Raw genomic sequence first — 15,152 nt, forward strand, 5'->3', positions numbered from 1 at the left:
ATCTGGGTCACCCGTTGACCTTTCCGCCGGCGATCGCGCGTGCCGCGGCATTGACCATGAAGGTGAGCACGAACAACGCGAAGCCTGCCGAAATGTATGCCCCAGTCGGCAGCGGCGCACTGAATTCCGATGCGGCAGAAGCAATTTTGGAGGCGAATGTGTAGCCGCCGTCGAACAGCGACCAATTCCCCGCCTTGGCGGCCGACCGCAGGATGATCAGCACTGCCACGGTTTCGCCCAGCGCGCGCCCCAAACCCAGCATGGAGGCCGCGATCACGCCGCTGCGACCGAACGGCAGCACGGTCATCCGTATCACTTCCCACTTCGTGGCGCCCAGTGCCTGCGCGGCTTCGATCTGCATCGGCGGGGTCTGGCGGAACACCTCCCGCGACACCGAAGTGACGATCGGCAGGATCATCACCGCCAACACGATGCCCGCGGTGAAGATCGTGCCGCCGCCGGCCAGCGAGACGTTGCCGCTCTTGAACAGAAACAGCCACCCCAGGTTTTTGTTCAGCACCGTGGCGAGCGGCAGCAGCTTCGGCGCCAGCACGAAGATCCCCCACAAGCCGAAGATGATGGACGGAACCGCGGCCAGCAGATCGACCATCGCCCCGAACGGCCGGGCCAGCCGCTTCGGGGCGTATTGGGTGATGAACACGGCGATACCAACCGCGATCGGTACCGCCAGCGCCAAGGCAGTGATCGAACTGAGCACGGTGACCATGAACAGATCGCGGATGCCGAAGGCCAGCTTGTTGGCGGAGGTGTCGAACTGCGCGCTGGTGAAGAAGTTGGCCTGGTTCGCCTGCAGCGACGGAATCGCCTTGATCAGCAGGAACACCGCGATCAGCAGGATCGCGATCACGATGGTGCTCCCCGCCGCCGCGGCGACCAGCCGGAACAGGCGGTCCGCCCGCCTCGCCGCGTGCGCGTCTACCTCCGCTAGCGCATGCTTTGCTAGCGGGGCTTTGACCACGTGAACCTCAGATCAGGAGATCGCGTTGACCGCGGTCGACAGCCTCGACTTGAACGAGTCCGGGATGGGGACGTAACCGTTGTCACCCAGCCCATTCTGGCCACCGCTGATGGTCGACTGCAGGAACGCCTTCACCGCCGTGCCGACCTGCGCGTCCGGGTACTTCGAGCAGACGATCTCGTAGGTGGCCAGCACGATCGGGTACGAACCGGGCTGCGTAGGCCGGTAGAACGAGAGCGTGTCGAGGACCAGGTCATTGCCCTGACCGGCAATTGTGGCTCCGGAGATGGTCTTACCCACCGAGTCGGTGCCGATGGCGACCGGCTCTGGACCGGCCGAGGTGATGACCTTGGCCATGTTCAGGTGCTGGCCCTGGGCGAACGACCACTCGTTGTAGGTGATCGATCCTTCGGTGTTCTTGATCGCGGCCGAGGTGCCGTCGTTGCCCTTGGCGCCCTCGCCGACGCCGCCCTTGAAGGCCTTGCCGGCGCCCTTGCCCCACGCGCCGTTGGAAGCGGCGTCGAGGTAGCGCTGGAAGTTGTCGGTGGTCCCGGACTCGTCGCTACGGAACACGACGTGGATCGGCGTGGCGGGCAGGTTGGTGCCCGAGTTGATGGCCGCGATCGCCGGGTCGTTCCAGGTGGTGATGGCGCCGCTGAAGATCTTGGCCAGCGTGGTCCCGTCGAGGTTCAGCGAACTGACGCCGCCGATGTTGTAGGTAACCGCGATGGGGCCGAAGACCACCGGCAGGTTCCAGGCCGGTGCGTCGCCGCAACGCTTCTGCGCGGCCGCTGCCTCATCCTTGCCGAGCGGAGAGTCAGAGCCACCGAAATCCGTTTGATTGCCGTTGAATTCGCTAATCCCGGCACCCGAACCGTTGCCGGTGTAGTTCAACGTCTGGCCGGGGCACGCCGACTCGAAGGCTTTGACGAACCGAGTCATCGCGTTGGCCTGCGCGGTCGAGCCGCTGGCCTTCAGCGTCTTCTTGCCGCCGCAGTTCACGCTGCCCGACGAGCCGCCCGACGTTCCCTGGCCTCCCCCACCAGCGTTGTTGTCACTACCGCACGCTGACAACACCAGTGCACCCGAGGCCAGCACACCAAGCGCGGCGCCAAATCGGTTGAGTTTCAATTCACTTCCTATCGGTAGACATGAAACATACTAACCGCCGCCCCTCCGCCACGGCTTGTCCGACCAGACCCTGTCCTCACTCCCTTGCCCCTACATTAACAACAGGTAACGTGCGGTGAAAGAGTCGACGAAAGCGACGTTGCGGCCCGTGCCGGGGCGCTCCCGCACCCGCGGGATCGCCGGTCGCGACCCGCCCTGCGCGGTTCTTTTGAAGAAATACTTTGTCGCCCAACGTGATTCAGCGCATCCGAGCAGCCGGTCCGGGTGCAGCGAACGAACCCACCCGGCCGCGATGCCGTGCTTGAATGCGGTGCGTCGCCCGAACGCCCAGCGGCGTTCCAATTCTTCGCGTGCCCCATTCTTTCCGCCCACCGAGATCCCTGATTCGACGGCACCGACTACCCGGGGCGACGCTACTCAATAATGAATTGTTCGGCCCTATTCATTTCTGGGGATTCAATACCATCCAGGTATCGCGTGTGATGAGCCGCAGCGCCGCGGTTGCGACTTCGATCGGCCATAACGACCCGCCCGGGTGCGCACACCCTACGGCTAGATTCTCTGCGAGCCAGCATAATTCGTCGACGCGGATCAATTCAGCCCAGTCTGCCTTCCCGAGCCGGCCGATCATTTCAATGCGCGTGCAGTCGGACAGATCCGTTGCCCGGTGAGTGGATCTCCCGGGCGCCTACTTTTATCCAGCACCTGTGCGCCGGTTTCTGCGCCCGCGCATATACGTGCCCTAAAGAAGTGCACTCTTTCTCAACCGATGTGTCCATTCGCTTTACAATGACCGCTGGTCACATAACGTTTCAATAACAAAGCCATTCTCAGGCGCCGCTATTCGCAGCACCGCCACTAGCTTGAGCGCTTACACGTTCGGCTCAACGACGACCGGCGAGAGCCTCGCCCGCGAGTTGCCCTGGGACGCCCGACACGCGCCCGACAGCGCCGCGCCATCGGCGTGGCTATTCGATAGTTGGACGAAAATCATTTGTACGAAGGGGATTTGGTGGTACGCAGCAAGAAGGGAGCTTCAGCGTGGCACTGGTAGGACGCTACCTGATCGACACCAGTGCCGCCGCCAGAATGTCCCACCCGGAGGTGTCACGCCGGTTGCGCGCGCTGCTCGCCTCCGGGGTCGTCGCTACCACCGCGTCACTGGACGCCGAAGCGCTTGCAGCGGTTTCCGGACATGACGAATACGAGGAGCGGTTGGCCGAGCGCCGCGCGACACGGGAATACCTGCCGACCAACGACGAGCACTGGCACACCGCCCTGGGTGCGCAGCGTGCTCTGGCGAAGACCGGCCTGCACCACATGGTTGACATTGCCGATCTGCTGACCGCCGCGCTTGCGTCGGCTCACAAACTCGTCGTGGTGCACTACGACGTCTGTTTCGAGGCGGCCGCAACCGTATTGACGTTCCGACACCGGTGGGTGATGCCGCGCGGCTCTCTCTAGAGGCCTGCTGCGTTACGTTTCCCGGGCGGTGTGACAAACTAGAACCTGTTACAGAAATCTCCCGGGACGGCGCCGCCGTTTCGGCCGTCTACTGAAACGAGGCCCTCGTGATCCTCGACAGGTTCCGTCTGGACGACAAGGTAGCCGTCATCACCGGGGCAGGCCGCGGCCTGGGTGCGGCCATGGCAGTGGCTTTCGCCGAAGCCGGTGCCGACGTCGTCATTTCGTCCCGGACGCAATCCCAGTTGGACGAAGTGGCCGAGCAGGTCCGGGCGACCGGGCGCCGCGCCCATGTCGTCGCCGCCGACCTGGCCCATCCTGAGGACACCGCCACGTTGGCCGGCGCGGCCGTCGAAGCGTTCGGGAAACTAGACATCGTCGTCAACAACGTCGGCGGCACGATGCCCAATACGTTGCTGACCACGTCGACCAAAGACCTCAAGGACGCGTTCACGTTCAACGTCGCCACCGCGCACGCCCTCACCGTCGCCGCGGTGCCCTTGATGCTGGAGCACTCCGGCGGAGGCAGCATCATCAACATCACGTCGGCCATCGGCCGGCTGGCCGGGCGAGGCTTCGCCGCCTACGGCACCGCCAAGGCCGCCCTGTCCCACTACACCCGGCTGACGGCGCTGGACCTGTGCCCGCGTATTCGGGTGAACGCGATCGCGCCGGGGTCGATCCTGACCTCGGCGCTCGACGTGGTGGCAGGCAACGAAGAACTGCGCGCGCCCATGGAGAAGGCGACACCGCTGCGCCGTCTCGGCGATCCGCTCGACATCGCCGCCGCCGCAGTCTATTTGGCCTCACCCGCCGGCGGCTTCCTGACCGGGAAGACGCTGGAGGTCGACGGCGGCCTTACCTACCCCAACCTCGACATCCCCGTCCCGGATCTGTGAGGAGCCGCTAATGGCAATACGCGTCGCCCAACTCGGCACCGGCAACGTCGGCGTCCATTCACTAAAAGCTCTGATCAGCAACCCGGAATTCGAACTCACCGGGGTTTGGGTGTCCTCAGAGGCGAAGGCGGGCAAGGACGCAGCCGAACTTGCCGGCCTGGACGAGTCCACCGGCGTCCTGGCCACCACGGATTTGGATGCCGTTCTGGCAACCGAACCGCAGTGCGCTGTCTACAACGCCATGGCCGACAACCGCCTTCCCGAAGCGCTGGAGGACTATCGGCGAGTGCTGGCGGCCGGCGTCAACATCGTGGGCAGCGGCCCGGTCTTTCTGCAGTACCCATGGCAGGTGTTGCCGGAGGAACTGATCAAGCCGCTCGAAGATGCTGCACGCGAAGGCAATTCGAGTCTTTTCGTCGGCGGCATCGACCCGGGCTTCGCCAACGATTTGCTGCCCATGGCATTGGCCGGTACCTGTCAGAGCGTCGAGCAGGTCCGCTGCATGGAGATCGTCGACTACGCGACCTACGACAGCGCTGTCGTCATGTTCGACGTGATGGGTTTCGGCAAGCCGCTCGAAGAGACTCCGATCCTGTTGCAACCTGGGGTGCTGAGCCTGGCCTGGGGTTCGGTGGTTCGGCAACTTGCGGCGGGCCTTGGCATTTCGCTCGATGAGGTCACCGAGAAGTATGAGCGGGTGCCGGCGCCGGAGGCGTTTGACATTGCCTCCGGCCACGTGCCTGAAGGCAGTGCCGCCGCGTTGCGCTTCGAGGTGCTGGGCATGGTCGACGGCAGGCCCGCGGTGGTGCTCGAACACATCACCCGACTGCGTGAGGATCTGTGCCCCGAGTGGCCACAGCCCGCGCAGCCCGGTGGTTCCTATCGGGTCGAGATCACCGGCGAGCCGTCCTATGCCATGGACATCTGCCTGAGCAGCCGGCGCGGCGACCACAACCACGCTGGCCTGGTCGCCACCGCGATGCGGGTGGTCAACGCGATTCCAGCGGTGGTGGCTGCCCCGCCCGGAATTCGTACCACCCTGGATCTGCCACTGATTCCGGGCCGGGGCTTGTATTTGCCGGCGGACTGATCGCCCACCGGAGTGGCGGTTGCCGGCACCGGTATCCTCACCGCGAAAAGGCCACCACGAACCCGGATGGGCAGGTAAGCAACCTTGACCTCTGACACCGCCCTGCGCGCCCTGTTCATCAACGCCACCCTGAAACGTTCGCCGGAACTGAGCCACACCGACGGCCTGATCGAACGCAGCGCCGGCATCATGGGTGAGCAAGGCGTCGAGGTCGACACTCTGCGCGCCATCGACCACGACATCGCCACCGGCGTGTGGCCGGACATGACCGAACACGGTTGGCAGACAGACGAATGGCCGAGTCTGTACGAGCGGGTGCTGGCCGCCGACATCCTGGTGCTGTGCGGACCGATCTGGCTGGGCGACAACAGCTCGGTGATGAAGCGGGTGATCGAGCGTCTCTACTCTTGCTCACACCTGCTCAACGACCGGGGTCAGTACGCCTACTACGGACGCGTCGGTGGCTGTCTGATCACCGGCAACGAAGACGGCGTGAAGCATTGCGCGATGAACATCCTCTACAGCCTGCAGCACCTGGGATACACCATCCCGCCGCAGGCCGACGCGGGCTGGATCGGGCCGGCCGGCCCCGGCCCGTCCTACCTCGACCCCGGGTCGGGCGGCCCGGAGAATGACTTCACCAACCGCAACACCACCTTCATGACCTACAACCTGATACACGTCGCGCGCATGTTGAAGGCCGGCGGCGGCATTCCGGCCGAAGGCAATCAGCGCACCGAGTGGGACGCCGGCTGCCGCCCGAGTTTCGCCAATCCGGAATACCGCAGCTAGGGCGGGCGCCGACCGCGACGTCCGAGGTTTCGGTTAACCTAACTTTTTACTTCGAACGGTAGGGATAGGTCGCGGAGTTGGCGCAGGACATCACTGTCACGGACAGGGCGGGCTCGGACAAGGCGGGCTGGTATCTGCTGGGTCCTGCCTTCGTCGCGGCGATCGCCTATGTCGACCCGGGCAACGTCGCGGCCAACGTCAGCTCGGGATCCAAGTTCGGGTATCTGCTGCTATGGGTCATCGTCGGCGCGAATGTGATGGCCGGACTGGTTCAGTACCTGTCGGCCAAGCTTGGGCTGGTCACCGGGCATTCGCTGCCGGAGGCGATCGGCCGCGGAATGGGGCGTCCCGCCCGGCTGGCGTACTGGGCACAGGCCGAGATCGTCGCCATGTCAACCGATGTCGCCGAGGTGATCGGCGGGGCCATCGCGTTGCGGATTCTGTTCGGGTTGCCGCTGCCGCTCGGCGGGCTGATCACCGGAGTCATCTCCCTGGTGCTGCTGTTGATCAAAGACCGGCGCGGCCAGCGTCTGTTCGAGGCGGTCATCACCGGGCTGCTGTTGGTGATCGCTCTGGGGTTCACCGCCAGCTTCTTCGTGGCCACGCCCCCGGCAGGAGAGGTGATGTCCGGCTTGGTGCCGCGCTTCCAGGGCACCGAAAGTGTGTTGCTGGCCGCCGCCATTCTGGGCGCCACGGTCATGCCGCACGCGGTGTATCTGCACTCCGGGCTGTCCCGCGACCGGCACGGGCAGCCCGAGGCGGGCGCCGCCAGGCGCCGGTTGCTGCGCATCACCCGCTGGGACGTCGGGGTCGCGATGGTGATCGCCGGCGGAGTGAATGCCGCGATGCTGCTGGTCGCCGCATTCAACATGCGCGGCCACGGTGACGTGGCATCCATCGACGACGCGTACGCCGCGGTGCGCGACACCCTGGGACCGACCATCGCGGTGCTGTTCGCGATCGGGCTGCTGGCCTCGGGGTTGGCGTCGTCCTCGGTGGGCGCCTACGCCGGCGCGATGATCATGCAGGGGTTGCTGCACTGGTCGGTGCCGATGGTGGTGCGCCGCCTCGTCACCCTGGGCCCGGCGATAGCGCTGTTGGCATTGAACGTCGACCCCACCAGAACCCTGGTGCTGTCCCAGGTGGTGCTGTCGTTCGGGATCCCGTTCGCCGTGCTGCCACTGGTCCGCCTCACCGCCAACCGGAAGCTGATGGGCGCCGATGCCAACCATCCCGCCACGACGGCTGTTGGTTGGGTGGTGGCGGTAATGATTAGTCTGCTTAACGTGGCACTGATCTATCTGACGGTGACGGGCTGAATGCCGGTCCGCCGGCACCTTTACTTCGCATACGGATCCAACCTGTGCGTGCGACAGATGGCGGCACGCTGTCCCGATGCCGGTGACCCGCGCCGGGCGGTGCTGTCCGATCACGACTGGCTGATCAATGAGCGCGGGGTGGCCACGGTCGAGCCGTGCGCGGGTGGCGAAGTGCATGGCGTGCTGTGGCGGCTTTCCGATCGCGACCTGACCGTCCTGGACAGCGCCGAGGGTGTGCCGGTCCGCTACCGGCGGGACCAACTGGATGTGCACACCGACTCGGGCCTCTCGCCGGCGTGGGTGTACATCGACCATCGGGTGACGCCCGGGCCTCCCCGGCCCGGTTACCTGTCGCGCATCATCGACGGCGCGACGCATCATGGGCTGCCGCAACGCTGGATCGACTTTCTGCGCCGCTGGGACCCGACGCGGTGGCCGCTGCCACTGTCTTCGAACGGGGATGGGCCGCAGTCGCTTTCAGCGTTGTTGAGCGAGCCGGGCATGGTCGAGCTGAGCCGGTTGCGGTCCCGGTTCGGATTTCTTGCCATCCACGGCGGCGGTCTCGAGCAGATGACCGACGTGATCGCCGAACGGGCCGCACGCGACGCGGGCGCCTCGGTGTACGTGCTGCGACACCCCGACCGCTACCCGCACCACCTGCCGTCGTCGCGGTTCGATCCGGGCGAGTCTGCCCAGTTGGCGGAGTTTCTCGACCATGTCGACGTCGCCGTCTCACTGCACGGGTACGGCCGGATCGGGCGCAGCACCCAACTGCTGGCCGGCGGACGCAACCGCGCGCTTGCGTCGCATGTGGCCGGGCATGTCCGACTGCCGGGGTATGAGGTGGTCACCGATCTTGACGCCATCCCGTCGGCGCTGAGAGGCCTGCATCCGGACAACCCGGTGAACCGCGTCCGCGGCGGGGGGACACAGCTGGAACTGCCGGTTCGGGTCCGGGGTTTGAGCCCGCGCAGCCCCCTCCCCGGTGCGGACGGTTGGTCACCGGTCACGGTCAGTTTGGCCCAGGGGTTGGCTGCGGCGGCCCGTTCCTGGCAGTTGTCTTCGGATTGATGGAGGTTGTTGGTGGACAAGGATTTTCGATTCGGCTTGAGCATCCGCTACTTCAGGTCGCGGGAGGCGTTGGTGGAAATCGCCAAGCGGGCCGAGGATCTCGGATTCGACGTGCTGTGCGTGCCAGACCATCTCGGTGCGGCCGCGCCGTTTCCGACATTGACCGCGGCCGCCATGGTCACCGAGCGGATCCACCTGAGCATGTACGTGCTCAACGCCGCGTTCTACAAGCCGGCGCTGTTGAGCCGCGACATCGGGGCTCTGGACATTCTGAGCGACGGGCGCCTGGAGGTGGGACTCGGAACCGGTTATGTCCGAGAGGAATTCGAAGCAGCCGAGCTGCCGTATCCGAGTGCCGGTGCGCGGGTCGACTATCTGCAGCACATGACCGAATACCTGACCGAGAATCACCCGCGGGTCCCGATCATGATCGCCGGCAGCGGTGACCGGGTGATGACGCTCGCCGCTCGGCATGCCGACATCATCGGGCTCACCGGCGCCAAGGTGCGTGACGTCGAGGATCCCCTGGCCGAGCGCATCGAGTTCGTCCGCAATGCGGCGGGTGACCGGTTCAGCGCGCTGGAGCTGAACCTGGTGATCACCGCGGTGCCCGGTCCCGACGAGACCATTCCCAACTTGGCCCTGACCCGCCGCAACGCGCCGGATCGCTCCGAGGAGGAGTTGCTGGCCATGCACTCGGTGCTCAGCGGCTCTCCGCGCGAGATGGCCGAGAAACTGGTGGGGCACCGGGACAAATACGGTGTCACCCACTTCACCGTGCAGGACAACCACATCGACAACTTCGCCAACGTGATCGCCGAACTGCGCTGATCGGCGAGCGGTCGGCGGTCGACGGTGCGCCCGGTAAGCTCAGCCCGTCGCCCCCGTAGCTCAGGGGATAGAGCACGGCTCTCCTAAAGCCGGTGTCGCAGGTTCGAATCCTGCCGGGGGCACCCTTGTCCTGTCTCGGGACATCGTTGACAGGTGTCCCGAGACATGGTTTACACCTCGTCCCGGTTTTCTGGGCTGTTTCCGCATTTCACGCCGCGTGGTTGGTAGTCGCGGGTGGGGTCGAGGGTGAGTTTGCGGATGAGGTGGCCGGTGCTGCGGTCCAGGACGCGGATGTCGAGGTCGTCGATGAGGACGGTGACTTTGGTGCCGGTGCGTCGTTTGCCGAGGCCGATGTGGTGTAGGCGGCTGTTGTGGCGCAGGGTGATGACGCCGGCGGCGTCGATGACGTCGGTTCGGATGCGGCAGTGGGCCGGGATGAGGTAGCCGCTCGGTGTGGCCTTGAGGCGGGCGTTGAACGCCTGTTGGGGGGTGGTTCTGTTGATCGCCCGGTGGGGGCGCTCGGTGTTGTAGTAATTGGTGAATTCGTCGAGTTGTTGTTGGAGTTGGGCCAGTGTGGTGGCGGGATGGGCTGTGAGCCATCGCTTTTGGGTTTGGTGGAAGCGCTCGACTTTGCCGCAGGTCTGGGGATGGTAGGGCCGGGAGTTGAGGTAGCGCACGCCTAGTTCGCCGAGGGTGATTTCTAGGGAGGTGCGTCCGCCGCGGCGGGGCGCGCCGGTGAAGATGGCGCCGTTGTCGGTGAGCACCGAGGCGGGTGTGCCCCAGCGGGTGAAGGCGGTGGTGAAGGTCGCGGTGACGTCGGGGCCGCTGATGGTGCGGCGGGCCACGCTGGCGATGTCTAGGCGGGAGTGGTCGTCGATGATGTTGAGGATTTCCGCACCGCCGCCGTGAGCGAGGTGCCAGTGGGTGGTGTCAGCTTGCCAGCATTGGTTGGGTAGTTCTGCGGCAAAGCGTTTCCAGGAGGAGCGGGGGCGCTTGTGGGGTTGGGGTGTGATGAAGCCGCGGCGCTGCAGGATGCGCCAGATCGTGGAGATGGCAGGCACGTTGGTGATGGTGGGGTCGGTGGCCAGGTGAGAGGCGATGGTGTCGGCGCCGGCGTCGAGGCCACGTTTGGTCAGGGTCTTGCGCAGTCGCACGATGCGATCCTCGACATCGAGGGCGACGGCGTGCGGGCTGTGGTGTGGCCGGCGTGAGTGGGGCAGGAAGGCGGCGTCACCTTCGGTGTCGTAGCGTTTGCACAGTTGTTGCACCCATTGCCGGGAGACGTCGTAATCACGGGCGACATCGCTTTTGCTGCGACCTTCCAGGACCACGGCGGTGATCACGAGCTGCGCCTTCGACATGGCTGACCTCCTGGCTTGCCGAGGTGTCAACTATGTCGCGAGACAGCTGCCAACTATGTCCTGAAATCACACACTGCCGGGGGCACCCTGTGACCAGCACAAACGCGATACCTTGCAAATTCGTGTGACCGCCGATCACCGCACGGGCGGCACCGCAACCAGAGATCGCCGTGGACAATACTCGGGTGAAGTCTGTTCCGGTCCGACGTGCGCTGGTCGGCGGTCTCGCGGGAGCGCTGATCCTGGCTGGGGGTTGGCGGGCCCGGGTGCTGCTCAGGACGAATCCGAACGGTGGCACCCCGGTGACTCTGCCCAACGGCTTGCGCGTCCGGCAATGGCAGAAGATCGAAACCGACTTCCTGTACGAAGAGACCTTCGGCAAGTACTCCGTGTATGCGAAGGGCAACTACATCGATTTTCAGCCCGGCGCGGTCATCGTGGACGCCGGCGCGAACGTCGGGATGTTCACGCTGTTCGCCGCCCACCGATGCCGCGGTGAGGCTGAAATCTTCGCCTTCGAACCCATTCCGACGACCTTCTCCGTGTTGGCGGCGAACGCTGCTGCGGCCACTCGTGGCGACTACGCTGCCGCGATGGGCGCCCGACCCGGTGCGTCGTTGAAGATCCATGCGATCAACTGCGGCTTGTCCGCCACAAAGGAAGAGGTGATCTTCCAGCACCACCCACACTTCTCCTTGTGGAGCACGCAGGATGCTGACTTTGCGCACCAGCGATTGGATCGGTTCCTGGCAGATGTGGCGGGAATGATCCCACTCGCTCCTGCCGTCCTCAGCCGGGCAGTTGTGCGACCGTTCGTCGCATGGATGGGCAGGACCAAGAAGGTGACGGCCACGCTGGTCCCGCTGTCGTCGATCATCGAGGAGTACCACCTCGATCGGATCGACATCCTGAAGGCCGATGTCGAGGGCGCCGAAGTGGCGGTGCTGCAAGGAATTACACCCAACCAGTGGGATATCGTCCGTCAAGTGGTGACGGAGGTGGAGTACTTCGCCACCAAAGATCTGGTCATCGAGATACTCGAAGCGCACGGGTTCACCACGCATTGGTACGCCAGTGAGCGCGAGCGCTACGGCGACGTGCGGAGCGAAGTGTGCATGGTCTACGCGTGGCGAGCGGAAGATCGCCGAACGCACCGGCCCACGACTTAATTTACTATTATAAGAAAATTGAGTCACCGGCCGGGAAGGCTTCACCATGCCGCAGCGGTTTCCCTTCGCGGACTATCCCAAAGGGTGGTATCAGGTTGCCTACAGCCATGAGGTCGGCGAGGGCGACGTGGTCGGGCTGCGGTACTTCGGCAGGCAGCTCGTCTGCTACCGGGGCGACTCCGGCACCGCCTACGTCCTCGACGCCTACTGCCCGCATCTGGGCGCAGACATCGGCGTCGGCGGCTCGGTCCGCGGCGATTGCGTCGTATGCCCCTTCCACGGGTGGTCCTTCGACGGTGCCGGGAGCAACGTCGACATCCCGTATACCAAGCGGCCCAACGCAACTGCCAAACTGCGCAGCTGGCCCACCACCGAACGCGCCGGCATCATCTTCGTCTGGCACTCTTCGCGCGGCGGCGAACCCGAGTGGGAGTTGCCCAAAATCCCGGAAAGCGACGATGCCGCCTTCGCTTTCTACGCCCCCGACCACGCACGGTGGCGATTCCGCTCGCACCCGCAGGAAGTCTTCGAAAACACCGTCGACATAGCCCATTTCGCCACGGTGCACGGAGTCTCGGCGTTCGGCGCACTCGAAGTCGAACAGGACGGCCACCTGTTTCGCGCGATCGCCGAGGTCAACTTCGAGACACCGCGCGGGCCAGTGTCCGGTGCGGTGGACTCAGAACTGTTCGGGATGGGCGTCGACGTCGTGCGGCATCGCGGCCTCGGTCGTTCGTGCACCATCCTCACCGTCACCCCCATCGACGGCGAATACGTCGAAGCGCGTTACACGTTCTTTGTGGCCGTCGAACCCGAGACGGGCGAAATGACCAGGATGGGCGTGGGGTTCGCGCGCGACTTCTGCAAACAGATCGAGCAGGACATCCCCATCTGGGAGAACAAGATCTACCGCGACCGGCCGAAGCTGGCGCAGGGCGAAGCCGCGATCATGGAATTCCGGAACTGGGCCCAGCTCTCATACGACGACACGGTGGCCCTTTAGCGATCAGGCGTGGACCGACTCCGCGGCCGCATCCTCGGATTCGCGGCGACCACGGCTGTGTACCAGGCAACCCGCCGCCACCGCCAGGCACGTCACGGCGGGAATCAGCAGCGCGTACCCGCCGAGCGGACCACCGACGAGCAACCCGATCACCCCGCCGGTCAGGAAAAGCACGAACGTCACGGAGAGGACCGTGGCCTTCCACTTCTCCAGCCCGTGCTCGCGACTGCGGCCGATCATCAGTCCCAGGTCAGTGATGGTGCCGGTGAAGTGGGTAGTACGCACCGCCATGCCGCGGAAGCTCGACGTCAGCCCGTTCTGCATGCCGAGCGCCGTCGCCGCGCAGACCGCCTGCACGATCGGTTGGTCCAGACCGAGAGTGTCCAGCAGCGCCCTGACCGGAGTGTCCTCTAGACCGGCGGCGGCCAGACCGAGCAACGTCGCCTCGAAGATCAGCAACGCGGCATGACGCGGGCCGGCCTGCGCCCGGGTCGGGGCGAGCACCGCTCCCGCGATCGCCGCCCCCAACAGGAACCCGAAGATGATGGCGGCGAGCAGATGCCCTTCGTACAGCCAAGGGTTCGCCGTGTTCATACCCAGCTGCGTCGTGGCCGCGGTCACATTCGCGACCGGAAACGCCAGCAACAAGATGGCGACGGCGTTCACGAAACCCGCCGTGAGGGCGAGCACGGCACTGTAACCGAGGACGACCCAGCGCGGAAGCGGGCCGCCTTCCTGGGCAGGTTGCATCCACCACTGCATTGCCGCAAGATACCCACATTGGTTGGTATCTAATCGTTTTCGGTCGACCAACCTTCGGTAAACGGCTCGTTGCGGAATATCAGAATTTGGCCTGAATTAATCGACGCGGGAATGTCCGGGTCAGGCGGCTTGCGCTTCCCGACGCGGCCTGGCGAAGATCACCTCGCGGAGCGCCGAGGGCTGGATGGCTCCCGACGCTTTGCGCCCGAAGTCGTTGGGCAGCGACAGCCGGAAGACCTTCTTCCAGGCCGAGGCGACCTGACGGGGCAGTGAGCCAGTGGTGTATGTCAAGCCGTACCGCTCGAACAACTCCTGCACCTTCGGTGCGATTTCCTGGTACCGGTTGCTGGGCAGATCCGGGTACAAGTGGTGCTCGATCTGGAAAGAAAGATTGCCAGTCATGAAGTGCAGGAACGCATTTCCGGAAATGTTCGCGGAGCCGAGCATCTGCCGCAGGTACCACTGACCGCGAGTTTCGCCCTCGATCGAGGTCTTCTCGTAGGTCTGTACGCCTTCGGGGAAGTGACCACACATGATCACCGAATGGGTCCACAGATTCCGGACGAGATTTGCGGTGAGGTTGGCGGTCACCGTAGTGACGGCCGAGGGACCCGACAGCAGGGGGTGCAGCACGTAGTCGCGCGTCACGTGCCTGCGCACCTTGGCCAGTACCTTCTTGCCCTGCCGCCGGAATTCTTCTTTGTCGCTCCGGCCCTGCAGGTACTTACCGATTTCGAGATCGTATGCCGCGATTCCGTACTGGAATAGGCAGGCGTTGATGAAATTCCACAACGGCTGCGCCAGATAAAACGGCTTCCAGCGCTGGTCCTCGTCGACCCGCATGATCCCGTAACCCAGATCATGGTCCTTACCAAGGACATTGGTGTACGTGTGGTGGACCTCGTTGTGCGAGTGCTTCCACATTTCCGACGGTGAAGCGTTGTCCCATTCCCAGGTGGTGGAGTGGATCTTCGGGTCGCGCATCCAGTCCCACTGCCCGTGCATGACGTTGTGCCCGATTTCCATGTTCTCGACGATCTTCGAGATCGACAGTCCCACAGTGCCTATCAGCCAAGCGGGCGGGAACAGCGAGAACAGCAGCACCGCGCGACTGGCCAGCTCCAGGCGACGCTGGCCGTCGATCACGCTGCGGATGTATGCGGCGTCGCGCTCGCCGCGGCCGGCCAGCACATTCTCGCGGATGACGTCGAGTTCGCGGCCCAGGTTCTCGATGTCCTCGTCGGACAGGTGGGCGGCCGGATTCGATTGGGTGGCAGTCAT

14 protein-coding genes and 1 tRNA gene are annotated in these 15,152 nt (G+C 64.8%); 10 read left to right on the forward strand and 5 right to left on the reverse strand.

Annotation, left to right across the window (positions count from 1 at the left end):
- Positions 1 to 7: 7 nt before the first annotated feature.
- Together pstC and pstS are read right to left on the reverse strand one after the other, a co-directional pair.
- Positions 8 to 979, reverse strand: a complete 972-nt coding sequence (gene pstC, locus C0J29_RS25240) for a phosphate ABC transporter permease subunit PstC (RefSeq protein ID WP_065045475.1) — start codon at positions 977 to 979, stop codon at positions 8 to 10.
- Positions 980 to 991: 12 nt separating this feature from the next.
- Positions 992 to 2,110, reverse strand: a complete 1,119-nt coding sequence (pstS, locus tag C0J29_RS25245; RefSeq protein ID WP_065045474.1) for a phosphate ABC transporter substrate-binding protein PstS — start codon at positions 2,108 to 2,110, stop codon at positions 992 to 994.
- A gap of 1,041 nt (positions 2,111 to 3,151) precedes the next feature.
- On the opposite strand from pstS, the gene C0J29_RS25255 reads away from it, so the two are divergent.
- The 8 genes from C0J29_RS25255 to C0J29_RS25290 all read left to right on the forward strand — a co-directional run bounded on the left by C0J29_RS25255 (position 3,152) and on the right by C0J29_RS25290 (position 9,698).
- Entirely contained in the window at positions 3,152 to 3,574 is a 423-nt protein-coding gene (locus tag C0J29_RS25255) for a PIN domain-containing protein (RefSeq protein ID WP_065165666.1), read from the forward strand.
- Positions 3,575 to 3,681: 107 nt separating this feature from the next.
- On the forward strand, positions 3,682 to 4,473 hold the full coding sequence (locus C0J29_RS25260) for an SDR family oxidoreductase (protein ID WP_065045471.1): 792 nt from the start codon (positions 3,682 to 3,684) through the stop codon (positions 4,471 to 4,473).
- Between the two features lie 10 nt (positions 4,474 to 4,483).
- Positions 4,484 to 5,563 carry an NAD(P)H-dependent amine dehydrogenase family protein gene (locus C0J29_RS25265; RefSeq protein ID WP_120793920.1) on the forward strand — a complete coding sequence of 360 codons (1,080 nt, stop codon included), beginning with the start codon at positions 4,484 to 4,486 and terminating at the stop codon, positions 5,561 to 5,563.
- Positions 5,564 to 5,647: 84 nt separating this feature from the next.
- Positions 5,648 to 6,355, forward strand: coding sequence for a flavodoxin family protein (locus tag C0J29_RS25270; protein ID WP_065045469.1), 708 nt, complete (start codon positions 5,648 to 5,650; stop codon positions 6,353 to 6,355).
- Between the two features lie 77 nt (positions 6,356 to 6,432).
- Positions 6,433 to 7,674: an Nramp family divalent metal transporter gene (locus C0J29_RS25275; protein WP_065165664.1), complete on the forward strand. Its 1,242-nt coding sequence runs from the start codon at positions 6,433 to 6,435 to the stop codon at positions 7,672 to 7,674.
- Complete coding sequence (locus tag C0J29_RS25280; RefSeq protein WP_120793921.1) at positions 7,675 to 8,745, forward strand: poly-gamma-glutamate hydrolase family protein; 1,071 nt, start codon at positions 7,675 to 7,677, stop codon at positions 8,743 to 8,745. It abuts the gene before it with no gap.
- A 6-nt stretch (positions 8,746 to 8,751) separates the two neighbouring features.
- Positions 8,752 to 9,576 carry an LLM class F420-dependent oxidoreductase gene (locus C0J29_RS25285; protein ID WP_120793922.1) on the forward strand — a complete coding sequence of 275 codons (825 nt, stop codon included), beginning with the start codon at positions 8,752 to 8,754 and terminating at the stop codon, positions 9,574 to 9,576.
- A 49-nt stretch (positions 9,577 to 9,625) separates the two neighbouring features.
- Positions 9,626 to 9,698, forward strand: a tRNA-Arg gene (locus C0J29_RS25290).
- Between the two features lie 48 nt (positions 9,699 to 9,746).
- Here C0J29_RS25290 and C0J29_RS25295 read toward each other — a convergent pair.
- Positions 9,747 to 10,937 (reverse strand): IS481 family transposase, encoded by a 1,191-nt coding sequence (locus tag C0J29_RS25295; protein WP_065049281.1) that lies wholly within the window; start codon positions 10,935 to 10,937, stop codon positions 9,747 to 9,749.
- A gap of 185 nt (positions 10,938 to 11,122) precedes the next feature.
- On the opposite strand from C0J29_RS25295, the gene C0J29_RS25300 reads away from it, so the two are divergent.
- Together C0J29_RS25300 and C0J29_RS25305 are read left to right on the forward strand one after the other, a co-directional pair.
- Positions 11,123 to 12,106 (forward strand): FkbM family methyltransferase, encoded by a 984-nt coding sequence (locus C0J29_RS25300; protein ID WP_120793923.1) that lies wholly within the window; start codon positions 11,123 to 11,125, stop codon positions 12,104 to 12,106.
- A gap of 46 nt (positions 12,107 to 12,152) precedes the next feature.
- On the forward strand, positions 12,153 to 13,109 hold the full coding sequence (locus C0J29_RS25305; protein ID WP_120793924.1) for a Rieske 2Fe-2S domain-containing protein: 957 nt from the start codon (positions 12,153 to 12,155) through the stop codon (positions 13,107 to 13,109).
- A gap of 3 nt (positions 13,110 to 13,112) precedes the next feature.
- Here the strand turns inward: C0J29_RS25305 and C0J29_RS25310 are convergent, their stop codons facing one another.
- Together C0J29_RS25310 and C0J29_RS25315 are read right to left on the reverse strand one after the other, a co-directional pair.
- On the reverse strand, positions 13,113 to 13,871 hold the full coding sequence (locus tag C0J29_RS25310) for a YoaK family protein (protein ID WP_162951549.1): 759 nt from the start codon (positions 13,869 to 13,871) through the stop codon (positions 13,113 to 13,115).
- Between the two features lie 120 nt (positions 13,872 to 13,991).
- Positions 13,992 to 15,152 (reverse strand): fatty acid desaturase family protein, encoded by a 1,161-nt coding sequence (locus tag C0J29_RS25315; RefSeq protein ID WP_120793925.1) that lies wholly within the window; start codon positions 15,150 to 15,152, stop codon positions 13,992 to 13,994.

The sequence above is a fragment of the Mycobacterium paragordonae genome, assembly GCF_003614435.1.
GTDB lineage: Bacteria > Actinomycetota > Actinomycetes > Mycobacteriales > Mycobacteriaceae > Mycobacterium > Mycobacterium paragordonae.